Below are 21,236 nucleotides of genomic sequence, written 5' to 3' on the forward strand. Positions count from 1 at the left end.
CGGCCTGTTCTACGGCGCGGTCACGCTATGGCAGCTGCTGACCCAGGGCGAGGACGGGCGCGTCGTGCTGCCGGCAATGCACATCGACGACACGCCGCGCTTTTCCTGGCGCGGGCTGATGCTGGACTCGGCGCGGCACTTCCAGAGCGTCGACGAGATCAAGCGCCTGCTCGATGCGATGGCGCTGCACAAGCTCAACGTGTTCCACTGGCACCTGACCGACGACCAGGGCTGGCGGATCGAGATCAGGAAATACCCGAAGCTGACCGAGGTCGGCGGCTGCCGCATCCCGGCCGGCGACGCCGGCATCGACCCCACGACCGGCAAGCCGGCGCCGTATTGCGGCTACTACACACAGGACCAGATCCGCGACGTGGTCGCCTATGCCGCTGCGCGCCACATCACCATCGTGCCGGAGATCGACGTGCCCGGCCACGCCACCGCCGCGATCGCCGCGTATCCGCGGCTCGGCCTGCTCGGCGAGGCGCCGGCGGTGTCGAACGAATGGGGCGTGCACGCCAACCTGTTCAACACCGAGGAAAGCACCTTCAGGTTCCTCGAGGACGTGTTCGGCGAAGTCGCCGCCCTGTTCCCCGGCGAGTACGTGCACGTCGGCGGCGACGAGGCGGTGAAGGACCAGTGGATCGCGTCGCGGCACGTGCAGCAGCGGATGAAGGAGCTGGGCGCGAAGGACGAGATGGCGATGCAGGGCCTGCTGGTGGCGCGGCTGCAGAAGCTGCTTGCCGCCAGCGGCAAGCGCCTGATCGGCTGGGACGAGATCCTCGAGGGCGACCTGCCTCCGTCGGCCACGGTGATGTCGTGGCGCGGCACCGAGGGCGGCATCGCCGCCGCCAACCGCGGCCACGACGTGGTGATGACGCCGGTGGACACGTTGTACCTGGATTACCTGCAGAGCGATTCGCCCGACGAGGTGCCCGGCCGCCCGACGCTGTCGACGCTGAAGGACGTGTACGACTTCGAGCCGCTGCCGTCGGCGCTGCCCGAGGACCGGCAGCAGCACATCCTGGGCCTGCAGGCCAATGCGTGGACCGAGCACATGCGCACCTTCGACCGCGTGCAGCACCAGGTCTTCCCGCGCATCGCCGCGCTGGCCGAAACCGGCTGGTCGCCGGCGGCGAAGAAGAACTACGACGATTTCCTCGTCCGCCTGCCCGCGCAGTTGCGCCGCTACGACGCGCTCGGCATCAAGTACGCGAAGACGCCGTTCGAAGAGAAGGCCGTCGCGCAGGGCAACAGCCGCAGCGACGAGCAAATGGCGTTGTGCAGCCGCACGGTGCCGTTGCGCCTGGAAGACGACGGTCCGTTCGCCGGCGAACGCGCGATCTTCAACGTCGACATCTTCAATCCGTGCTGGGAATGGAAGCAGGCGCGGCTGGCCGGCATCGGCGCGGTCGAAGTGCGCGCCGGGCGCATCCCGTACAACTTCCAGCTGGCCCACGACGAGGAGAAGCGCAGCTTCAAGCCGGCGAAGTCCGCGCACGGCGAGCTGGTGGTCCGGGCCGGTTGCGACGGCGCGGAACTGGCGAACGTGCCGCTGCCGGCGCAACCGGACGCGGACGGCTTCGTCACGCTGCAGGCGCCGATCCCGGCGCGGTCGCGGCCGGCCGACCTGTGCGTCTATTTCACCGGCGACACGCGGCCGGCGATGTGGGTGCTGGACCGGGTCACCCTGGTCCCGAAGCGGTGATTCACGGATAGAGCAAATGGCGCCGGCGCTGGCGCCGGAACGCTTCCAGCGCCGGTTGCCAGCGCGCCTCGATGGCGTCGAGCGGATCGCCGCGCTCGATCGCCTGCTTCAACCACGCATTGCCGGCGAGCTTGTCGAAGAAGTCCGGCGATGCGCCGGGCAGGCCGGACTGGAACCTGAAATCCCGCGGATACAGGTCGTGCAGGGTCTTCACCAGCGCCACCCCGGTGCGGAACGGCTGGAACGCGTCGCGGTCGAACACGTGCAGTTGCACGCCGCCGCACGGCACGTCCTTGTGCTTGGAGAAGCTCGGCGTGAACCAGGTCGGGCGGAAGCGCACGCCGGGCAGGCCGAGCGCATTGAGCCTGGCGGCGAGCTGCCGCGCATCGACGAACGGCGCGCCGATGGTCTCGAACGGACGCGTGGTGCCGCGGCCCTCGGAAACGTTGGTGCCCTCGATCAGCGCCGTGCCCGGATAGACCAGCGCGGTGTCGCGGGTGGGCATGTTCGGCGACGGCGGCACCCACGGCATCGTGCCGCCGGGTTCGGCGTCGCCGCGGTGCCAACCGCGCATCTTCACCACGGCCAGTTCCGCGCCGATGCCGAATTCGTCGTTGAACAGCGTCGCCAGCTCGCCGATGGTCATGCCGTGGCGCACCGGGATCGGGAACATGCCGACGAAGGACGAGAACTCCGGATCGAGCACGGGGCCTTCGACCTTCTCGCCGCCCAGCGGGTTCGGCCGGTCCAGCACCCACACCGGGATGCCCCGCTTCTTCGCCGCGCGCAGCACGTTGGCCAGCGTGTAGGGATAGGTGTAGTAGCGCGCGCCGACGTCCTGGATGTCGAACAGCAGCACGTCGACGCCGTCCAGCATCTCCGCGGTCGGTTCGCGGGTCTTGCCGTACAGGCTGTACACCGGCAGCCCGGTCGCCGCGTCGCGCGACGAGTCCACGTGCCCGCCGGCCTGCACGTCGCCGCGCACGCCGTGTTCGGGGCCGTACAGCGCGACCAGCCGGAAGTCCTTGCGCGCGGCGAGCAGGTCGATGTCGCTGCGCAATTCGCGGTCAACGCCGGTCATGTTGGTGACCAGGCCGATGCGCTTGCCGTGCAGTTCGCCGGCGCGTTCGTGCAGCAGCACCTCGATGCCGGGCTCCGGGCCCGCATCGCGCGGACCGGCGGCCCGCAACGGCGCGGCCAACGCCAGCATCGCCAGCCCGCAAAGGAGAATGTCTCGTCCGTATCGAAGCATGCGTGCGACCCGTGCGGCTGGCGTGACGAAAAGCATAGGCAACGATAACCGATCGTCGGATAATCGGGCTCCATGCGCCCCGGACGGAGCCCGAAAGCCGCAATGCGCCGTTTTCTCCCGCTCGCCGCTTGCTTGCTGGTGATGTCCTGCACCGCGCCCGCCAGTGGCGAAGCCGCCATCGTCCCGTCGCTGATCCCGCAGCCGGCGGCGATGCGCGCCGGCGCGGGCAGCTTCACGATCGATGCGGACACCACGGTGCTGGCCAATTCCGATATCGCGCAGCGCGTGGCGGCACACTTCAACCGCTTGCTGACGGCCGCCAACAGGCCCGCGCTGGAATATTCGCAGGACGACATCGCCGGCATCCATTTCGACCTCCGGCCCGAAGCCTCCCTGCCGCCGGAAGGCTACCGGCTCACGGTGCAGCCGGGGACCGAGGGCATTTTCGTCACCGCCAGCGACGAAGCCGGCCTGTTCTACGGCGCGGTCACGCTATGGCAGCTGCTGACCCAGGGCGAGGACGGGCGCGTCGTGCTGCCGGCAATGCACATCGACGACACGCCGCGCTTTTCCTGGCGCGGGCTGATGCTGGACTCGGCGCGGCACTTCCAGAGCGTCGACGAGATCAAGCGCCTGCTCGATGCGATGGCGCTGCACAAGCTCAACGTGTTCCACTGGCACCTGACCGACGACCAGGGCTGGCGGATCGAGATCAGGAAATACCCGAAGCTGACCGAGGTCGGCGGCTGCCGCATCCCGGCCGGCGACGCCGGCATCGATCCCGCGACCGGCAAGCCGGCGCCGTATTGCGGCTACTACACGCAGGACGACATCCGCGACGTGGTCGCCTATGCCGCCGCGCGCCACATCACCATCGTGCCGGAGATCGACGTGCCCGGCCACGCCACCGCCGCGATCGCCGCGTACCCGCAGCTCGGCACCGAAGGAAAGCAGATCCCGGTGACCGCCTACCGCGGCATCCATTCCAACCTGTTCAACGTCGAGGAAGGCACGTTCCGCTTCCTCGACGACGTGTTCGCCGAAGTGGCGCAGCTCTTTCCCGGCGATTACATCCACATCGGCGGCGACGAGGCATTGAAGGACCAGTGGCAGGCCTCGAAGCCGGTACAGGCGAAGATCCGCGCGCTGGGCCTGGCGGACGAAACGGCGCTGCAAAGCTGGTTCGTCCATCGCCTGGAAGCGATCCTGCATGCGCACGGCAAGCGCCTGCTCGGCTGGGACGAGATCCTCGAAGGCGGCCTGTCGCCCGATGCCACGGTGATGTCGTGGCGCGGCATCGAGGGCGGCATCGAAGCGGCGAAACAGGGCCACGACGTGGTGATGTCGCCGGTGTCCAGCCTGTATTTCGACTACCTGCAGACCGATTCGCCGAACGAGTTCCCCGGCCGGCCCGCGCCGCGGCTGCTGCCGATGCGCAAGGTCTACGACTTCGAACCGGTGCCGGACGAACTCGACGAATCGCAGCGCCGGCACATCCTCGGCCTGCAGGCGAACATGTGGACCACCGACAACCGCCTGTTCGCCGGGGTCGAGCACAACACCTTCCCGCGCCTGCTCGCCGTCGCCGAGACCGGCTGGACGCCGAGGGAGAAGAAGGACTACGCAAGCTTCCTGCAGCGATTGCCGGCATGGATCAAGCGTTACCAGGCGCTCGGCATCGGCTACGCGCGCACGCCGTTCGAGACGATCCTCGACGCCAGGCCCGACAACCGGGAAGGCCACGCGCGCATCGCGCTCGCCAACCCGCTCGGCTACACGATCCGCTACACGCTCGACGGCAGCACGCCGACATCGGCATCGACGCCGTATGGCGGGCCGTTGTCGCTGAAGCTGCCGGCGAAGCTGCGGGCCGCGGCGTTTTCCGCCGGCGAGGCCTTGGATCCCGTCGGCGACTTCGACGTCACCGCTGCCGGCTTGCTGACCCGCACCGACGAGCAGCTGCAGCAGTGTGCGGCCAATGGCCCGGTGCTGCGCATGGACGACGACGGTCCGTTCGATCCGGAGGGAAAGCGCCGCCGCGCCCTGTTCAACGTCGCGATCATGGCGCCCTGCTGGCGGTGGGAGGACGCGCCACTGGACGGCATCGCCGGCATCGAGGTCCGCGCCGGCCGCCTACCCTACATCTTCAACCAGGGCGCGGAGGAAGACGCCGCGCGCAAGTACCTGCCGGCGAAGAACGCGCACGGCGAGCTCGACGTCCGCGCCGGTTCCTGCGCGGGCGAAACCGTCGCCAGCGCACCGCTGCCGGCGCGGCCGGACGCCGACGGCTTCGTCACCGTGCACGCGCCGCTGCGCCGCAAGTTCGACGCCGCCGATTCGCTGTGCATCCGCTTCAGCGGCGACTTCCGCCCGCAGATGTGGGCGCTGGACCGGATTACCCTTTCCCCGTCACCCTGAGCCATGATCGCCATGTCCCGATTCCGCAAACTCAAGTACGGCGCCCTGTTCCTGTCCCTGCTGGCCGGCATCGCCCACGCGCGCGGCGGCAACGACGACGTGCTCAAGCTGCTCGGCATCAGCCCGTCGGAGCAGTCGCGCGACTACGTGCGGAACAAGCAGCAGTTCCAGCTGCACACGCTGCTGACCGAACAGCGCCATCCGCAGACCATGGACCTGAGCCGGCGCATCGCCGGCGACACCACCGCCGGCCTGCAGGCCCTGTTCGCGGTCGACCGCGACGTGGTCGCCACGATGGATGCCGTCGCCGCCGACCCGGCACGCCTGCGCAAGCTGCAGGAAGCCTCGCAGGCGATGCAGGACGCGTTGCGCAGCGGCCACCGCGTCTACTTCTACGGCACCGGCTCGACCGGCCGCCTCGCCGAAACGCTGGAGAGCGGGCTGTGGCGGCCGTTCTGGCTGCGCGTGGCCCGGACGGATGCGTGGGAAAGGATCCGCAAGGCCTATCCGGGCATCGAGGACCGGGTGCGCGGCGAGATCACCGGCGGCGACCGCGCGCTGATCTCGTCGCTGGAAGGCTTCGAGGACCTGCAGCTGATCGGCCGCCTGCAGCTGCACGACAACGGCATCGGCAAGGACGACGTGGTCTTCGCCGTGACCGAGGGCGGCGAGACCTCGGCGGTGATCGGCACCGCCAAGGAAGGCGCCGAGATCAACGGCAACGACCCGCGCAAGACCTGGTTCGTCTACAACAACCCGGACGAGGTGCTGCTGCCGTTCGTGCGCAGCCGCGAGGCGATCGAACACCCCGGCATCAGCAAGATCAAGCTGCCGACCGGTCCGCAATCGATCACCGGCTCGACCCGCATGCAGGCCACCACGACCAGCCTGTACGCGCTGGGGGTGGCGATGGAGGACGCGATCCACGCGCTGCTCAGGCCACTGCTGTCGAAGCAGGAACTGCGCGACCTCGGCTTCGACGAGAAGGCCGACATCGCCTCGCGCCTGCGCGACTTCGCCGCGCTGCAGGAAACCGTCGCCGACGCCGCCCCCCTGCTGGCGCCGTGGACGGACCTCGAATCCTCCACCTACGCCAGCGGCCACCACGCGACCTACCTCGTGCAACGCGCGCTGATGCCGGTGTTCGTCGACGTCACCGAACGCGCCCCGACCTTCCGCCTCGCGCCGCTGGACCGCGTCGACGCCACGGAGCGCCGCTCGTGGATCCAGGTGTGGACGCCGGCGAAGGACGCGGACTCGGCATGGAACGCGTTGCTGCATCGCCCGTTCCACGGGCTCGATCCGGCGCTGTACGCGAAGCCGTTCGAAGAGCAGATCGACGACCCGTGGCTGCGCAACGCCGCCGCGCGCGGCCTGGCCAACGCCGGCGCCGAGCAGCAGCGGCTCTACGACCTGTCGCTGTCGGCGGACAACCTGCAACGCTTCGGGCCGTCGCGCGGCGACCATGGCGCGATGATCCTGCTCGGCGCCGAGTCGCCGCGGGAGCTCGGCAGGGACTGGCTGCGCCGGTTCGCCGACGGCGGCGCCTCGCTGGGCATCGTCCACGTCGGCGACGCGCCGCTTCCCGCCGGCGAACTGGTCGCGCTGCGCCGGGACGTGCCGCGGCTGCAGGTGTTCGACCTGGCGTTGCCGCTGCGGCACGACCCGCTGGAGCTGAACCGCACCATCGCGCTGAAGATGCTGCTCAACGCGCATTCCACCGGCATCATGGCCAAGCTCGGCCGCGTGGTCGGCAACACCATGACCGCGGTGCAGCCGGGCAACCTGAAGCTGTACGGCCGCGCCACCTTCCTGATCCAGTCGCACGTCAACGCGGTGCTGGCCAGCGGCAAGTGGCAGGAGGCCAACGGCGGGCACGCGCCGCTGGATTACGCCGATGCCAACGCGGTGATGTTCGACGCGGTGGACTGGCGCCACGACAACGCCGCGCAGGCCACCGCGCCGGAAGTGGAACTGAGCATCGTGCGCATCCTCGAGAGCCTGCGCCTGCAGCGCGGCATTTCGTGGGGCGAGGCCAACGCGTTGCTGCAGCAGCGCAAGCTGGACGATTACCTCGCCGACTACGACGATTGAAATCCCGCGCGGGAGCGGGCCCCGCCCGCTCCTACCGCATCCCGCGGCTGTCGAATTTCAGCAGCGCATCCCGCCACGGCGTCAGCTGCGTGCCCAGCCCGGCGATCACGCCCAGCGTGTTCGCCAGCGCGTCGCGCGCGTCCATCATCCGGTCGACGGTCAGCGCGCCCTGCGCGTATTCCACGCCGATGCCCATCAGCACCAGGCCGATGCCGGCGCCGAGCAGCGAACTCCAGCGCGGGAACAACTGCACCGCCCATGCCGCCAGCGCGAAGTAGGCGGACAGGTGCAGCAGCTTGTCGCCGTTGCGCACCTCCGGCAGCGGCAGGCCCGCCGGCGACACCAGCGAGCCGATCACCACCGCGGCGATCGCCGCGCACCACAGGCCGCTCCACAGCAGCGGGCGGCGGAACGGCTTGAGCGAACGGCCGAAGCGGTATTCCATCGTGACGTCCCCTCTACAGGCGCCAGCTCAGGTCGCCGGCGAGGAATGCGGTCTCGAAATCGGCGTCGCGGGCGAAACCCATGGCCTGGAAACGCTCGCCCATCTCGGTCGGCAAGGTCAGTTTCTTCGCCTCGTTGGCGAACTTCAGCGACAGCGCCGCGTCGCCGCGCTCGTCGACTTCGCGCAAGCGGTCGGCCAGGCCGTTGCCGAGCAGGAAACTGGCCTGGGTGCAGTAGCCGGCCAGGTCGAAACCGGCGCCGGTGCCCGCCTCCGCCAGCGCGGTGAAGTCGACCGATGCGGTGATGTCCTGCAGTCCCGGCCAGGCGTAGACGTCGTTGTGCAGGCGGTGCCGGTAGAACGCGCGCAGCGTGCCGTCGTCGCGCTCGGGCAGGTAGTACTCGCCGCGCGGATAGCCGTAGTCGACGAACAGCATCGCGCCGGCCTGCAGCCCGCCCATCACCGCCTGCACCCAGTACGGCAGTTGCGGCAGCAGTTCGGAGCGGTAGCCGTCGGCGAACGGTCGCTTCAGGTAATGCTCGACGTGGCGCACCGCCGCGGCCAGCAGCGCGTCGGCGGGGCGTTCGCAGCGGACGAAGCGGCCCTCGCCGTCCAGCGCCACGCCTTCCTCGAACACCTCGCCGGCGTGGATCGCGAAGCGCGGCGTCGGCAGCGCGTCGATTACCTCGTTGGCGAACAGCACGCCGTTCCACTTCTCGGTGGGCGGCGCGTCCAGCCATTCGATGCAGTCGAACACCAGCGGCGACAGGTTTTGCCGCAGGCGCGCGCGCTGGCGTTCGCGCAGGTCGGCGCTGGGTTCGAGGATCGCGTAGCGCGCCGGCATCGCGTCGGCCTGCAGCAGGCGCTTCAGCGCGACCTCGGCGAACGCGCCGCTGCCGCCGCCGATCTCGAGCAACTGCGCTTCCGGGCCGAGCTGGCGCAGCACCGGCGCGACCGCCTCGGCGACGCAGGCGGCGAACAGCGGGCCGAGTTCCGGCGCGGTGACGAAGTCGCCCTCGCCGCCGAACTTGGCGCTGCCGGCGCTGTAGTAGCCCAGCCCCGGCGCGTACAGGCAGCGCTCCATGAAGCGCGAGAACGGGATGCTGCCGTTCGCCGCGATTTCCGCGCGCAGGCTGGCGGCAAGGCGCGCACTGTGTTCGAGCGCGTCGGCGTCGGGGGGCGGGAACTCGGCGGACATGGCGCACATGGTACGCGGAGTTCCTCCGCCAGAGGCCGGCGCGCACCCCGGTCGAGCCGCCCCGCCAGTCGGCCAGGACCCGTCGACGCCACCGGAACAGGCCCAGGTGCGACAATGCGGCCGGACCCATCGAAGGACACCCGCGTGAGCGAACCCCGACGCGTCGCCCTGATCACCGGCGCCGCCAGGCGCATCGGTGCGGCCATCGCCCGCCGCCTGCACGCCGACGGCTACGCGCTGGCACTGCACTACCGCGGCTCGCAGGCCGAGGCGCACGCGTTGGCCGTGGAACTGGAAACCACGCGCCCCGGCAGCGTTCTCACGCTGCAGGCCGACCTGGCCGAATTCGACCGCCTGCCGGAACTGGTGGCGAAGGCCGTCGGCCATTTCGGCCGGCTCGACGCGCTGGTCAACAACGCCTCGGCCTACTACGCCACGCCGATCGGCAGCGCGACGCCGCAGCAGTGGGACGAGCTGTTCGCCAGCAACGCGCGTGCGCCGTTCTTCCTGTCGCAGGCCGCGGCGCCGCACCTGAAGGCCAGCCGCGGCGCCATCGTCAGCATCGCCGACGTCTATGCCGAACGCCCGCTGCCGGGCCATTCGATCTACAGCATGGCCAAGGCGGCGCTGGTGATGATGACCAAGTCGCTGGCGCGCGAACTCGCGCCGGAAGTGCGGGTCAACGCGGTCGCGCCCGGCAACATCCTGTGGGCGGAGAACCCGGACAAGGCCGAGACGCCGCAACTGCTGCGCGAACGCGTGCCCTTGCAGCGCCAGGGCAAGCCGGAGGAAATCGCCTCGGCGGTGAGCTGGCTGCTGGGCGGCAACGATTTCGTCACCGGGCAGATCCTCGCCATCGACGGCGGAAGATCGACGTTCATCTGATGGGCTATCGCCGCGCGACCTTGGCGACGAGGTCGCGGAACAGCGGATGCGCCAGCTTCGCCGGGTCTTCCCACAGCGGCGCGCCATGCGCGTCGCATTCGCCGACCAGGTCGATGTCGATGACGCACGGCTCGTCCTCGGGCGTGCGGCCCAGCTTCTGTTCCAGCTCCTTCAGCCACGGCGCGAACTCCGTGCGCGGCAGTTCGCTGCAGAACAGCAGCGCCTGGTTGACGTAGTGGTGGCCGTCGCCCGGCACCACGCTCGGCGAGTGCACGATGCCGGATCGGGCCAGGATGCGTCCGCGCCGCTTCAGTCCGTCGCGGGCATGGCGCAGCCGCGCTTCCTCGTCGGTGCCGCTGCCGAGCAGCAGCACGTAGCGGTGTTCGCTCATGCGCGCGGTCTTTCGCGGACGATGCGCACGCCGACCCCGCGCGCGGCCGGCACCGCGCCGGGCTTGCTCACGCGCAGCGACAGGGTTGCGACGGGAAAGCGTCGCAGCAATTCACCGGCGATGCGCTCGGCCAGCGCCTCGACCAGCTGGAACTTCGAATCGCGGCAGATCGCGACGATGGTTTCCGCCACCTGCGCGTAGTCGATGGTGTCGGCGAGCGCGTCGCTGGCGCCGGGCCCGCGGTTGTCGAAGCCCATCTCGACGTCGAACAGCAGCTTCTGCGGCGCGGTGCGTTCCCAGTCGTAGACGCCGATCAGCGCGTCGGCCTCGAGGGCCTCGATGAAGACGATGTCCATGCGCGGAAGCATATCCGCTTTTGCCGCCCTCCCTGCGCAAGCCGAAACCCGGCTCGCCGCTGCCTTGCCCTCGTTCCGCAGGATTAAGAGCGGCAGCGAAATGGATGCCGGCCGCGCGGCCGCTGGAAACCCGGCTCGCGCCGGAATGGCGAACGTTACACCGCCGGCAGCGTCGCCATGTCCCAGCGCGGCGTCACCTTCACCTGCGCGTCCTCGCGCTGGCCGGCTTCGAGCCGCAGTGCGCCGGCGTAGGCGATCATCGCGCCGTTGTCGGTGCACAGCTCCATGCGCGGGAAGCAGACCCGGCCGCCGCGCTTCTGCGCCATCGCCTGCAGCTTCGCCCGCAGGCGCTGGTTGGCGCCGACGCCGCCGGCGACGATCAGCGTGTCGCAACCGGCTTCGTCGAGCGCGCGTTCGCACTTGATCGCGAGGGTATCGACCACCGCGTCCTCGAAGCCGCGGGCGATGTCGGCGCGGGTCTGCTCCGACTGGTCGGAGTCGCGCCACGCCAGCAGCACCTGGGTCTTCAGGCCGCTGAAACTGAAGTCGAGGCCGGGCCGGTCGGTCATCGGCCGGGCGAACCGGTAGCGCCCCGGCGTGCCCTGCTCCGCCAGCCTGGCCAGTTGCGGGCCGCCCGGGTACGGCAGGCCCATCAGCTTGGCGGTCTTGTCGAAAGCCTCGCCGGCGGCGTCGTCGAGGGTCTCGCCGAGCAGGCGGTATTGGCCGATGGCGTCCACTTCGACCAGCTGGGTGTGGCCGCCGGAGACCAGCAGGGCGACGAACGGCGGCTTGGGCGGGTCGTTTTCGATCAGCGGCGCCAGCAGATGGCCTTCCATGTGGTGCACGCCGACGGCCGGCAGGTCCAGCGCCCAGGCCAGCGAGCGGGCGACGCCGGCCCCGACCAGCAGCGCACCGACCAGCCCGGGCCCGGCGGTGTAGGCCACGCCGTCCAGGTCGGCGGTGTCCAGCCCGGCCTCGGCCAGGGTCTGCCGGACCAGCGGCAACAGCTTGCGCACGTGGTCGCGGCTGGCCAGCTCCGGCACCACCCCGCCGTATTCGGCATGCAGGGCGATCTGGCTGTAGACCGCGTGCGCCAGCAGGCCGTCCGCGCCGGTGCGGGCCGTGTCGTAGACGGCCACGCCGGTTTCGTCGCAGCTGGTTTCGATGCCGAGGACGCGCATGGGGAGGGATTTGGGGGCTATCTGCCTGATTGGGAAGGCCCGGCCGGCTTGCATCCGGGCGGGTTCGATCATTATAATGCGCGGCTCACCGGGCCCGGCCCGGTATTTTGTGCCCCGGAGATTCCATGCCCAGCGTCAAAGTCCGCGAAAACGAGCCGTTCGAGTTTGCTCTGCGTCGCTTCAAGCGCACCTGCGAAAAGGCCGGCGTCCTGGCCGAGACCCGCAAGCGCGAGTTCTACGAGAAGCCGACCCAGGAACGCAAGCGCAAGGCCGCCGCCGCGGTGAAGCGCCAGCTGCGCCGCAGCTCGCGCGACGTCACCAAGCGCCAGCGCCTGTACTGAGCCGCGGCATACGCGGACCCCTCCGCAAAGGCCCGCGCATCCGCGTGCGGACTTTCAAAGGGGTCGACCGAAAGCCGGCACGCGCAAGCGTGGCCGGCTTTTTGTGTTCTAGCACCCGGAGACAGCCATGAGCCTGAAGCAGCAACTCACCGAAGACATGAAGGCCGCGATGAAGTCCGGCGACAAGGAGCGCCTGGCCACCATCCGCCTGATCAACGCCGCGATCAAGCAGCGCGAGGTCGACGAGCGCATCGAAATCACCGACGCCGTCGTGCTGGCCGTGCTGGAGAAGATGGTCAAGCAGCGCAAGGATTCGATTTCGCAGTACGAGGCCGCCGGCCGCGAGGACCTGGCCAGCGTCGAACGCGCCGAACTGGCGGTGATCGACGGCTACCTGCCGGCCAAGCTGGGCGAGGACGCGATCCGGACCGCGATCGATGCGGCCATCGCCGAAACCGGCGCGAAGGGCCCGGCCGACATGGGCAAGCTGATGGGCGTGCTGAAGCCCCGGCTGGCCGGCCAGGCCGACATGGGCCTGGTGTCGGCACTGGTGAAGAAGAAGCTCGCCGGCTGAAGTCCGTGATCCTGTTGCGCTTCGTCATCCCGGATCGGGACCGGCGCACCGGCCAATTCACAGGTCTGATGTCCGCAGCCTACGATCTGCTCCGCGCAGGCGACATGCCGCAGGCAGAAGAGGATGAATTGCGCAGACACGTCGAATGGGTCGAAACCAACGTCCCTGTTCCGGCCCGATTCGCCCGCAAGCGCAACGTTTCGCACAAGCAAACCCACGGCATATCGTGGGTCAAGGCCGATGCGGTCGATCTGGTGAGTCGTTTTCGTGCCATTGCAGGTATCGCTGAACGGCACGGGCTTGTCGTCGAGCTTCTGCAAACTGATCGCCCCGGATATATCGTTCACGAAGACGCTTGGCAGGTAGTAGCCGAGCCATTCCACGGCGATTGACCCGAAGACCAAAACCATGCCCAACGCACATTCGATCACCCTCCGCCCCGCCGCGCCGGCCGACATCCCGCTGATCCTCGCCCTCATCCGCGAGCTCGCCGAGTACGAGAAGGAACCCGATTCGGCCAAGGCCACGCCGGAACAGCTGCAGCGGCACCTGTTCGGGCCGCGGCCGTACGCCGAAGTCCTCATCGCCGAAGTCGGCGCGGAGCCCGCCGGCTTCGCCCTGTTCTTCCACAACTTCAGCACCTGGACCGGCCAGCCCGGCATCTATCTCGAAGACCTGTTCGTGCGCCCGCAATACCGCGGCCTCGGCGTCGGCAAGCGATTGATCGCGCAAGTGGCGAAGATCGCGGTCGAACGCGATTGCGGCCGCTTCGAGTGGTCGGTGCTGGACTGGAACGAGCCGGCGATCCGGTTCTACCGCAGCCTGGGCGCGAAACCGATGGACGAATGGACGGTGCAGCGGATGACCGGCGAAGCGCTGCGCAATCTCGCCGCGCAGGCCTAGCTTCCGCCGCAGCCTCCGCATTCGCCCCAGTTCCGCTTCTTCGACGTCCGGCCGATGCCCGGGTTGAAGCTGTTGGTCGGATCCAGCGCACGGTAGAACGCCGCCAGCGCCGGCTTGGCGTGGTACAGGTGGCCGACGTTGTGCTCGGCCGGATATTCAGCGCCGCGCGCGTCGAGCAGCCGCCACAGGCGGTGTTCGATCGCCAGCGGATCGCTGCCCTTCTTCACGATGTAGTCCTGGTGGAACACGTGGCAGAAGAAGTGACCGTAGTAGAGCTTCGCCACCATCGCCGCGTCCAGGTCGGGCGGCAGCGTTTCCACCCAGTCGCGGTCGTTGCGGCGCAGGGCGATGTCGAGCGGGACGATGTCCTCGACCGTCGATCGGTGCGTCTCGCGGTAGCGCACCGCGGCACTGGCGACGGCGAAGCGGTGCAGGAAGGCCTTGCGCCCCTCCTCCGCGTCGCATTCGTAGAACTCGCCAGGCTTGTCGGCGAAGAATCGCTGCAAGTATTCGCGTGTCGCATCCGCGTCCCGTGCCGATACTTTCAGCAGCAGGTGATGCTCGTAGCGGTTACGCCATTCGAGCATGAACCTCGGCAGGTGGTTCGGCAGCAACGCCATCAGCGCCTGCAGCGCGCGGTCGGTCGCGCCGCGCAAACCGATGCGCTCGAACCAGCCGTCGACGCGGCTCTTGATCGCAAACGCCTGCGGCACCCGGCCGGTGCCGAACTTCTCGATCAGCAGGAACGTGTCCTTGCCGTACTTGGCGCCGATGTCGAAGGCGTCGCGGTGGATGTATTCGCCGGAAACCGGCAGGCGCTCGAACGCGGTCAGCAGGTGCCGGCGCACGCCGGTCAGGTCGTGCGGATCGTTCGTGCCGATGTAGAAGACGCGGGCGTCCTCCTTCGGGAAAGTGTCCAGGCGCACCGCGAACACGCACAGCCGGCCGGCCGAGCCGCTGGCTTCGTGCAGCCGCGCCGGATCGGCGTTGTAGCGCGCCGGCGTCGGCGCGTCGACGTCGCGCACCCGCCTGTCGTAATCGCGGGCCGAAGCGGCCAGCGACGGGTCGTGGACGATGTCGGCCGCCGTGTATGCGCCGGCCTCGAGGCGGGCGAGGATCTGTTCGGGCGTGTCGCCCAGCGCGATGCCGAGGTGGTTCACCAGGCGCAGCGCGCCGTCTTCGCCCAGCTGCGCGAACAGCGCCAGCTGCGTGTACGCCGGCCCGCGCCGCACCAGCGCGCCGCCGGAGTTGTTGCAGATGCCGCCGAGCACCGAGGCGCCGATGCACGACGAGCCGATCACCGAATGCGGCTCGCGGCCGAACGGCGCCAGCGCCTTCTCCAGCGCGTCCAGCGTCGCGCCGGGCAGGCACACGACCTGCCTGCCTTCGTCGATGACCTGGATGCCGGCGATGCGCAGCGTGCTGACCAGGACGATCTCGCGGTCGTATCCGTCGCCGTCGGGCGGGGGGCCGCCGGTCAGGCCGGTGTTGGCGGCCTGCATGATCACGATGCGCCCGGCCGCCACGACCGCCTGCAGCACGCGCCACAGCTCCGGCAGCGTGCCCGGGCGCACGACCGCCAGCACCGGCCCGTCGCCGCGGCGGTAACCCTTGCGGAAGCGCCGCGTCTCGCCGTCGCCGGTCAGCACGTGCGCCGCGCCGACGGTTTCGCGCAGGCGCGCCAGCAGGGTCGCGGAAGGAACGGCATCCATGGCGCCATTGTCCCGCGAACGCGACCGCGGTAACCAGTCTCCGGGCACGGCCGAAAGGTACAATCCGGGTCCCATGGCGCGCATCCCCGACGCATTCATCGACGACTTGCTGGCCCGGACGGACATCGTCGAGGTCGTCAACGCGCGCGTGCCGCTGAAGCGCCAGGGCAAGGAATACGCCGCGCGCTGCCCGTTCCACGACGAGCGCTCGGCCAGCTTCACCGTGTCGCCGACCAAGCAGTTCTACCACTGCTTCGGCTGCGGCGCGCACGGTACCGCGATCTCGTTCCTGATGAACTACGACCGCATGGAGTTCCTCGATGCGGTCGAGGAACTGGCCAAGCGCGTCGGCATGGAAGTGCCGCGCGACACCCGGCAGCGCAACGAGAACGACGACAGCCGCGACCTGTACGCGGCGCTGGAGGCGGCGTCGAAGTTCTTCCAGCGCCAACTGCACGCCAGCGGGAAGGCGCGCGCCTACTTCGACCAGCGCGGCGTCGACGAGCATACCCGCGAGCAGTTCCACCTCGGCTACGCGCCGGAAGGTTTTTCCGCGCTGAAGGACGCGCTGGGCACCGACGAGCGGCGCCTGAAGCTGCTCGACCGCGCCGGGCTGTTCTCGAAGAACGACCGCGGCCACGTCTACGACAAGTTCCGCCACCGCGTGATGTTCCCGATCCACGACCGCCGCGGCCGCACCATCGCGTTCGGCGGGCGCGTGATCGACAAGGACGACTCGCCGAAGTACCTCAACTCGCCGGAAACCGCGCTGTTCCACAAGGGCCGCGAGCTGTACGGCCTGTGGCAGGCGCGGCAGGCCAACCAGAAGCTCGAGCGGCTGATCGTGGTCGAGGGCTACATGGACGTGGTCTCGCTGTTCCAGTTCGGCGTGACCCAGGCGGTGGCGACGCTCGGCACCGCGACCACGCCGGACCACGCCGAGCTGCTGTTCCGCAACGCGCCGGACGTGTACTTCTGCTTCGACGGCGACAACGCCGGGCGCAAGGCGGCGTGGCGCGCGCTGGAATCGGTGCTGCCGCGCATGCGCGACGGGCGCCAGGCGTTCTTCCTGCTGCTGCCCGAGGGCGAGGACCCGGACACCATCGTCCGCCACGAGGGCGCCGCCGCGTTCGATGCGCGGCTGAAGGACGCGACGCCGCTGTCGCAGTTCTTCTTCGACGAACTGTCGAAGGAAGTGAACCTGCGCACGCTCGACGGCAAGGCGCGCCTGGCCGAGCGCGCGAAGCCGCTGCTGGCGCAGATCCCCGACGGCGCCTTCGGCGACCTGATGCGCCAGCGCCTGACCGAGATCACCGGCGTGGGCGCCGCGGGCGCCGGCGCGCCGACGCCCGCGGGTGCCCCGGCGCGGCGCGCGGCGCCCGCGGGCGCGAACAAGCCCAGCCTGGTGCGCAGCGCGATCGTGCGCCTGCTGCATTCGCCGTCGATCGCGCTGTCGGTGGAACCGCCGTACCCGTTCGCCGGCCTGCGCCAGCCGGGCGTGGAACTGCTGGCCGAGCTGTTCGACATCGTCCATTCGCGCCCCGACATCACCACCGGTGCGCTGCTGGAGCATTTCGCCGAACGCGAGGAACTGTCCGCCCTGCAGAAACTGGCGATGCAGGACCTGCCCGGCGAGGAGGCGCACTGGCGCGCGGAGCTGCATGATGCCGTGGTTCAGCTGGAAAGGCAGATGCTGCAGCAACGGTTGGACGAGCTGCAGAGGAAGCAGCGCGAAACCGGCCTGGACGAAGCCGACAAGTACGAATTGCGCGCGCTGCTGCAGGCGCGCGCCAGCCACTGAACCGCGGGAGGCCTGCGATGAACGCGATCCGCCATTTCCTGCTGGCCGCATTGCTGGCGCTGGCGTTTGCCGCGCAGGCCGGCGAAACCATGCAGCCGCGCCCCGGCCTGCACACCGGCGGGCAGCCGAGCCTGGAGCAGATCGACGCGCTGGCCGCGCAAGGCGTGCGCACGGTGATCGACCTGCGCACCGACGACGAGGACCGCGGCTACGACGAAGCGGCCGAACTGGAATCGCGCGGGCTGGCCTACCACCGCCTGCCGATCGCCGGCGCGCAGGACCTGACCCCCGCCAATGCCGCCGCGCTGAAGCGCCTGCTCGATGCCAGCGGCGACGGCGTGCTGCTGCACTGTGCGTCGGGCAACCGCGTCGGCGCGCTGCTCGCGCTGATGGCCGCGCAGCAGGAAGGCGCCACGCCGGAGCAGGCACTGGAACTGGGCCGGCGCGCCGGCCTGAAGTCGCTGGCGCCGGCGATCGAGGAGAAGCTCGGCGTTGCCGCGCCTGCGGCCGCGCCGGAACCTGCGCAGTGACCTGAAGCCGCCTGGCATCCATGCCGGAAACCCGTTCGTCCTGGGCGAAGTCAAGCGCTCGACACGAACGGCTTCCAGTCCTGGGACAGGTTCTACTCGGCACGGGACTCGGCTACCCTCGCGGCTCGACCCGAGGGAGACCGTCCATGTCCGCGCACCGCCTGCCGTTCGTCCTGCTCGCCGCCGCGGCGCTGGCCGCGCCCGCCTTCGCCCAGGACGCCGGAACGAAGCGCGAGGTCGTCGGCAACCGCACCAGCGAGAACATCCCGCCGATTCCGGCCGAGCTGCTCGAACAACTCAACCGCTACCAGAACACCCGCGGCGCCAACCTCGCCGGCTGGACCCGGGACGGCTGCCTGCTGGTCGGCACGCGCTTCGCCGAAACCGCGCAGGCGCATCGCGTCTGCCGACCGCTGGGCATGCGCGAACAGCTGACCTTCTACCCGGAACCGGTCGGCGCGCTGTCGCCGGCGCCGGCACGGGCCGCCGCCGACGGCTTCTGGTTCACCAAGGACAAGGGCGGCGACGAATTCAGCCAGCTGTACTGGTTCGGCGCCAAGACCCGCGCGACCATCCTGCTGAGCGACGGCAAGCGCAGCCGCAACGGCGGCGCGCTGCCCAGCCGCGACGGCGCGCTGATCGCGTATTCCAGCACCGCGCGCAACGGCACCGACACCGACGTCTGGGTCCGCGACACCAAGACCGGCCAGGCGCGCGCGGTCGTGGTCCAGGGCGGCAGCTGGCACGCGCTGGATTTCTCGCCGGACGGCAAGCGGCTGCTGGTGGCGAAATACGTTTCGGCCAGCGAGTCGTACCCGGGCGAGGTCGACCTGCAGACCGGCGAGCTGACCCTGTTCCCGGTGGACGGCGGCAAGGCCGCGTTCGGCGGCTTCCGGTACGCGCCGGACGGCAAGGGCGTGTACTTCGTTTCCGACGAACCGGTCGACGGCAAGCCGGGCGAATTCCAGAGCCTGCGCTACCACGATCCGGCCAGCGGCAGGCTGGAAGTGATCAGCGCCGGCATCCCGTGGGACGTCGAAGGCTTCGACATTTCCGACGACGGCAGGTACCTGGCCTACGCGACCAACGAGGACGGCATCGGCAAGCTGCACGCGATCGCGCTGCCGAAGCACGCGCCGGTGGCGCTGCCGGAACTGCCGGTCGGCGTGATCGGCGGCTTCAAGTTCTCGCCCGACGGCAAGCGCATCGCGGTCACGCTGAACACCGCGACCTCGCCCAGCGACGTGTACGTGATCGAGCCGGGCACGAAGAAGATCGAACGCTGGACGCAGAGCGAAGTCGGCGGCCTCGACACGGCGAAGTTCGTCGCGCCGACGCTGGTGCGCTACCCGACCTTCGACGAAGTGGACGGCAAGCCCCGCACGATTCCCGCCTTCCTGTACAAGCCGGCGGCGAAGGACGGCAAGCTGCCGGTGATCATCAACATCCACGGCGGCCCGGAAAGCCAGTCGCTGCCCAGCTTCAGCGCCAACACCCAGTTCCTGGTCAACGAACTGGGCGTGGCGGTGCTGGTGCCGAACGTGCGCGGCCCGGCCGGCTACGGCAAGACCTACCTGTCGCTGGACAACGCGGACAAGCGCGAGGATTCGGTCAGGGACATCGGCGCGCTGCTGGACTGGATCGCGACGCAGCCGGAGCTCGACGCCTCGCGCGTCGGCGTGATGGGCGGCAGCTACGGCGGCTACATGGTGCTGGCCTCGCTGCTGCACTACAGCGACCGAATCAGGGCCGGCCTCGACGTGGTCGGCATCTCCGACTTCGGCACCTTCCTCAACAACACCGAAAGCTACCGCCGCGACCTGCGCCGCGCCGAGTACGGCGACGAACGCGATCCGGCGATGCAGGCGGTGTTCGACCGGATCTCGCCGCTGAAGAACGCGGCGAAGATCAGGTCGCCGCTGTTCGTGGCGCAGGGGAAGAACGACCCGCGCGTGCCGTACACCGAGGCCGAGCAGATCGTGAAGGCGGTGCGCGGCAACGGCCAACCGGTGTGGTTCCTGATGTACGACGACGAGGGCCACGGCTTCCGCAAGAAGGCCAACAGCGACTGGTTCGGCGCCGCGTCGATCCTGTTCTGGCGGCAGCACCTGCTGGATTGACCGGCCGGGCGGTGTCCGCCACGGGCCCGGGAAGGCGTTTTCTCCGGTGAGCGGGCCGATCGCGGCCCGAGCGGAGCAGACGCCATGGCCGTGCAGACCCACCTCAAGATCGCCGGCATCGACGGCGAGTCGACGCGCAAGGAACACCCGAACGAAATCGAAGTGCAGTGGTGGAGCTGGGGCATCGAGAACACCGCCAGGCCGGGTGCCGGCGGCGGTGGCCGCGCGGGCAAGGCGGTGGCGCACGAGCTGGTCTTCACCCATGCCTACGACAAGGCTTCGCCGCTGCTGGCGAAGTCCTGCGCGAAGGGCACGCACATCCCCACGGCGACGCTGAGCGCGCGCAAGGCCGGCAAGGGCCAGCAGGACTACCTGATCGTCACGTTGAAGGACGTGCTGGTGACCGGCGTGTCGATGTCCGGCGACGGCGACGGGACCAGCGAGAGCGTCACGCTGGCTTGCGGCGCGATCGATTTCGTCTACCGGCCGCAGAACGCCAGGGGCGGCCTCGGCCCGGGCGTCGGATTCGGCTGGAACGTCAAGACCAACAAGGTGGCCTGATCGCCGCGGCAGTTTGCACCGCACTTCACGGCCCGGGCAAGGCCAATTAGCGCACAACCCGCCACCAATGGAGGCTGCGATGAATGAGAACAATCACTCACCCTGCCGGGGCATTCCCACCGGATCCGCTTCGCTGCCCGGCTTGATTGATGCGCCAGGCCCCACCAAACAGTTCACCGTGCCTCATGGGAGAAAAGCATGCTTGTACCGAAATGGTTGGTAGCGCTGGTATGCGTCGTCCTTGCCGTTCTTGCAACCTGGACCTACTTGCTGGCCTCGGGGCGCAATCCGTTTCCTTTCCCGGATCGCGGATCGCGGATCTTCTCGACCCCTTCGCCCGAAGCCAAGGATGCAATCGTTGCGCTCCTGGCCCGCCATGGCATCAATGAACGTTTTGAAGCCAACAGCACCGGGATACTCCGCTCGATCATGTGGGACGGGACCATCATCAACTACGCCCCTCCGGAGGTTCTTCAAAAGCTTGGCCATGCTTCGGCCAGCATCGGACTCGTGGCGGATGATCCGGTAGCCAGCGCCAACGATGCGGCGCAATTCCTGCGCTCCCGCGGATTCGAAGCCAACGTGGTCCTGGATGCCGAGCCGGCAATACCCATCGCTTTTGTAGTGACCAACGCCACCTCAGGCACCGTATTGAACTTCCGCAAGCACATGATTGACATGCCACGATCGCAGCTTGTCAGCAAGAGTGGCAGGTGAGACCTGACAATTCGTGTATGGACGCGGGAGGAGTCCATCTCATCATTCAAAC

General features: G+C 69.2%; 20 protein-coding genes. 13 read left to right on the forward strand and 7 right to left on the reverse strand.

Translation table 11 applies throughout. The annotated features are described in order from the left end of the window. The coding region (locus CSC71_RS09600) for a beta-N-acetylhexosaminidase (RefSeq protein ID WP_162374155.1) at nt 1–1,708 on the forward strand (1,708 nt) is incomplete at its 5' end. A 1-nt stretch (nt 1,709) separates the two neighbouring features. On the opposite strand, the gene CSC71_RS09605 is transcribed toward CSC71_RS09600, so the two are convergent. Further along, nucleotides 1,710–2,960, reverse strand: coding sequence for an exo-beta-N-acetylmuramidase NamZ family protein (locus CSC71_RS09605; protein WP_162374156.1), 1,251 nt, complete (start codon nt 2,958–2,960; stop codon nt 1,710–1,712). 141 nt (nt 2,961–3,101) lie between these two features. Between CSC71_RS09605 and CSC71_RS09610 the strand changes: the two genes are divergently transcribed. Further along, a complete protein-coding gene (locus tag CSC71_RS09610; RefSeq protein WP_246192132.1) occupies nt 3,102–5,378 on the forward strand; it encodes a beta-N-acetylhexosaminidase in 2,277 nt (758 codons plus the stop codon). Between the two features lie 12 nt (nt 5,379–5,390). Next, on the forward strand, nt 5,391–7,472 hold the full coding sequence (locus CSC71_RS09615) for an N-acetylmuramic acid 6-phosphate etherase family protein (RefSeq protein ID WP_162374158.1): 2,082 nt from the start codon (nt 5,391–5,393) through the stop codon (nt 7,470–7,472). A 31-nt stretch (nt 7,473–7,503) separates the two neighbouring features. Here the strand turns inward: CSC71_RS09615 and CSC71_RS09620 are convergent, their stop codons facing one another. Together CSC71_RS09620 and CSC71_RS09625 are read right to left on the reverse strand one after the other, a co-directional pair. Further along, a complete protein-coding gene (locus CSC71_RS09620) occupies nt 7,504–7,917 on the reverse strand; it encodes a VanZ family protein (protein ID WP_162374159.1) in 414 nt (137 codons plus the stop codon). A 13-nt stretch (nt 7,918–7,930) separates the two neighbouring features. Further along, nucleotides 7,931–9,121: a class I SAM-dependent methyltransferase gene (locus tag CSC71_RS09625; RefSeq protein ID WP_425501943.1), complete on the reverse strand. Its 1,191-nt coding sequence runs from the start codon at nt 9,119–9,121 to the stop codon at nt 7,931–7,933. A gap of 105 nt (nt 9,122–9,226) precedes the next feature. Between CSC71_RS09625 and CSC71_RS09630 the strand changes: the two genes are divergently transcribed. Further along, the gene (locus CSC71_RS09630; RefSeq protein ID WP_162374161.1) at nt 9,227–9,997 is read left to right on the forward strand and encodes a pteridine reductase; all 771 of its coding nucleotides are present in this window, start codon (nt 9,227–9,229) and stop codon (nt 9,995–9,997) included. 4 nt (nt 9,998–10,001) lie between these two features. Here the strand turns inward: CSC71_RS09630 and CSC71_RS09635 are convergent, their stop codons facing one another. The 3 genes from CSC71_RS09635 to tsaD all read right to left on the reverse strand — a co-directional run bounded on the left by CSC71_RS09635 (nt 10,002) and on the right by tsaD (nt 11,925). Next, a complete protein-coding gene (locus CSC71_RS09635; protein WP_162374162.1) occupies nt 10,002–10,388 on the reverse strand; it encodes a 2-amino-4-hydroxy-6-hydroxymethyldihydropteridine diphosphokinase in 387 nt (128 codons plus the stop codon). Then, the gene (gene folB, locus CSC71_RS09640) at nt 10,385–10,744 is read right to left on the reverse strand and encodes a dihydroneopterin aldolase (protein WP_162374163.1); all 360 of its coding nucleotides are present in this window, start codon (nt 10,742–10,744) and stop codon (nt 10,385–10,387) included. The genes CSC71_RS09635 and folB overlap by 4 nt, the downstream gene beginning before the upstream one ends. 155 nt (nt 10,745–10,899) lie before the next feature. Then, nucleotides 10,900–11,925 carry a tRNA (adenosine(37)-N6)-threonylcarbamoyltransferase complex transferase subunit TsaD gene (gene tsaD / locus CSC71_RS09645; RefSeq protein WP_162374164.1) on the reverse strand — a complete coding sequence of 342 codons (1,026 nt, stop codon included), beginning with the start codon at nt 11,923–11,925 and terminating at the stop codon, nt 10,900–10,902. A 125-nt stretch (nt 11,926–12,050) separates the two neighbouring features. Here tsaD and rpsU point away from each other — a divergent pair, with 125 nt between their 5' ends. The 4 genes from rpsU (at nt 12,051) to CSC71_RS09665 (ending at nt 13,743) form a co-directional block, all read left to right on the forward strand. Continuing rightward, nucleotides 12,051–12,266, forward strand: coding sequence for a 30S ribosomal protein S21 (gene rpsU / locus CSC71_RS09650; RefSeq protein ID WP_002808376.1), 216 nt, complete (start codon nt 12,051–12,053; stop codon nt 12,264–12,266). Nucleotides 12,267–12,393: 127 nt separating this feature from the next. After that, nucleotides 12,394–12,840, forward strand: a complete 447-nt coding sequence (locus tag CSC71_RS09655) for a GatB/YqeY domain-containing protein (protein WP_162374165.1) — start codon at nt 12,394–12,396, stop codon at nt 12,838–12,840. Between the two features lie 5 nt (nt 12,841–12,845). Continuing rightward, nucleotides 12,846–13,232, forward strand: coding sequence for a hypothetical protein (locus tag CSC71_RS09660; RefSeq protein ID WP_162374166.1), 387 nt, complete (start codon nt 12,846–12,848; stop codon nt 13,230–13,232). A 16-nt stretch (nt 13,233–13,248) separates the two neighbouring features. Continuing rightward, nucleotides 13,249–13,743: a GNAT family N-acetyltransferase gene (locus tag CSC71_RS09665; RefSeq protein WP_162374167.1), complete on the forward strand. Its 495-nt coding sequence runs from the start codon at nt 13,249–13,251 to the stop codon at nt 13,741–13,743. Here the strand turns inward: CSC71_RS09665 and dld are convergent. Further along, complete coding sequence (dld, locus tag CSC71_RS09670; RefSeq protein ID WP_162374168.1) at nt 13,740–15,455, reverse strand: D-lactate dehydrogenase; 1,716 nt, start codon at nt 15,453–15,455, stop codon at nt 13,740–13,742. The two genes, CSC71_RS09665 and dld, sit on opposite strands and share 4 nt — an antisense overlap. A gap of 73 nt (nt 15,456–15,528) precedes the next feature. On the opposite strand from dld, the gene dnaG reads away from it, so the two are divergent. The 5 genes from dnaG to CSC71_RS09695 all read left to right on the forward strand — a co-directional run bounded on the left by dnaG (nt 15,529) and on the right by CSC71_RS09695 (nt 21,184). Continuing rightward, complete coding sequence (dnaG, locus tag CSC71_RS09675; protein ID WP_162374169.1) at nt 15,529–17,256, forward strand: DNA primase; 1,728 nt, start codon at nt 15,529–15,531, stop codon at nt 17,254–17,256. 17 nt (nt 17,257–17,273) lie between these two features. Then, nucleotides 17,274–17,786 (forward strand): protein tyrosine phosphatase family protein, encoded by a 513-nt coding sequence (locus CSC71_RS09680; protein ID WP_162374170.1) that lies wholly within the window; start codon nt 17,274–17,276, stop codon nt 17,784–17,786. Between the two features lie 146 nt (nt 17,787–17,932). Further along, entirely contained in the window at nt 17,933–19,906 is a 1,974-nt protein-coding gene (locus CSC71_RS09685) for a S9 family peptidase (RefSeq protein WP_162374171.1), read from the forward strand. A gap of 84 nt (nt 19,907–19,990) precedes the next feature. Continuing rightward, nucleotides 19,991–20,467: an Hcp family type VI secretion system effector gene (locus CSC71_RS09690; protein WP_162374172.1), complete on the forward strand. Its 477-nt coding sequence runs from the start codon at nt 19,991–19,993 to the stop codon at nt 20,465–20,467. A 198-nt stretch (nt 20,468–20,665) separates the two neighbouring features. Continuing rightward, a complete protein-coding gene (locus CSC71_RS09695; RefSeq protein ID WP_162374173.1) occupies nt 20,666–21,184 on the forward strand; it encodes a hypothetical protein in 519 nt (172 codons plus the stop codon). The last annotated feature ends 52 nt before the right edge of the window (nt 21,185–21,236 follow it).

Source organism: Pseudoxanthomonas sangjuensis (genome assembly GCF_010211755.1).
GTDB classification, from domain to species: Bacteria; Pseudomonadota; Gammaproteobacteria; order Xanthomonadales; family Xanthomonadaceae; genus Pseudoxanthomonas_A; species Pseudoxanthomonas_A sangjuensis.

What these genes read in the sequence shown, in the direction of transcription:
- CSC71_RS09605 (WP_162374156.1), bottom strand. Translation starts at nt 2,960, where the DNA reads ATGCTTCGATACGGACGAGACATTCTCCTTTGCGGGCTGGCGATGCTG.
- CSC71_RS09610 (WP_246192132.1), top strand. Translation starts at nt 3,102, where the DNA reads ATGTCCTGCACCGCGCCCGCCAGTGGCGAAGCCGCCATCGTCCCGTCG.
- CSC71_RS09615 (WP_162374158.1), top strand. Translation starts at nt 5,391, where the DNA reads ATGTCCCGATTCCGCAAACTCAAGTACGGCGCCCTGTTCCTGTCCCTG.
- CSC71_RS09620 (WP_162374159.1), bottom strand. Translation starts at nt 7,917, where the DNA reads ATGGAATACCGCTTCGGCCGTTCGCTCAAGCCGTTCCGCCGCCCGCTG.
- CSC71_RS09625 (WP_425501943.1), bottom strand. Translation starts at nt 9,121, where the DNA reads ATGTGCGCCATGTCCGCCGAGTTCCCGCCCCCCGACGCCGACGCGCTC.
- CSC71_RS09630 (WP_162374161.1), top strand. Translation starts at nt 9,227, where the DNA reads ATGCGGCCGGACCCATCGAAGGACACCCGCGTGAGCGAACCCCGACGC.
- CSC71_RS09635 (WP_162374162.1), bottom strand. Translation starts at nt 10,388, where the DNA reads ATGAGCGAACACCGCTACGTGCTGCTGCTCGGCAGCGGCACCGACGAG.
- folB (WP_162374163.1), bottom strand. Translation starts at nt 10,744, where the DNA reads ATGGACATCGTCTTCATCGAGGCCCTCGAGGCCGACGCGCTGATCGGC.
- tsaD (WP_162374164.1), bottom strand. Translation starts at nt 11,925, where the DNA reads ATGCGCGTCCTCGGCATCGAAACCAGCTGCGACGAAACCGGCGTGGCC.
- rpsU (WP_002808376.1), top strand. Translation starts at nt 12,051, where the DNA reads ATGCCCAGCGTCAAAGTCCGCGAAAACGAGCCGTTCGAGTTTGCTCTG.
- CSC71_RS09655 (WP_162374165.1), top strand. Translation starts at nt 12,394, where the DNA reads ATGAGCCTGAAGCAGCAACTCACCGAAGACATGAAGGCCGCGATGAAG.
- CSC71_RS09665 (WP_162374167.1), top strand. Translation starts at nt 13,249, where the DNA reads ATGCCCAACGCACATTCGATCACCCTCCGCCCCGCCGCGCCGGCCGAC.
- dld (WP_162374168.1), bottom strand. Translation starts at nt 15,455, where the DNA reads ATGGATGCCGTTCCTTCCGCGACCCTGCTGGCGCGCCTGCGCGAAACC.
- dnaG (WP_162374169.1), top strand. Translation starts at nt 15,529, where the DNA reads ATGGCGCGCATCCCCGACGCATTCATCGACGACTTGCTGGCCCGGACG.
- CSC71_RS09680 (WP_162374170.1), top strand. Translation starts at nt 17,274, where the DNA reads ATGAACGCGATCCGCCATTTCCTGCTGGCCGCATTGCTGGCGCTGGCG.
- CSC71_RS09685 (WP_162374171.1), top strand. Translation starts at nt 17,933, where the DNA reads ATGTCCGCGCACCGCCTGCCGTTCGTCCTGCTCGCCGCCGCGGCGCTG.
- CSC71_RS09690 (WP_162374172.1), top strand. Translation starts at nt 19,991, where the DNA reads ATGGCCGTGCAGACCCACCTCAAGATCGCCGGCATCGACGGCGAGTCG.
- CSC71_RS09695 (WP_162374173.1), top strand. Translation starts at nt 20,666, where the DNA reads ATGCTTGTACCGAAATGGTTGGTAGCGCTGGTATGCGTCGTCCTTGCC.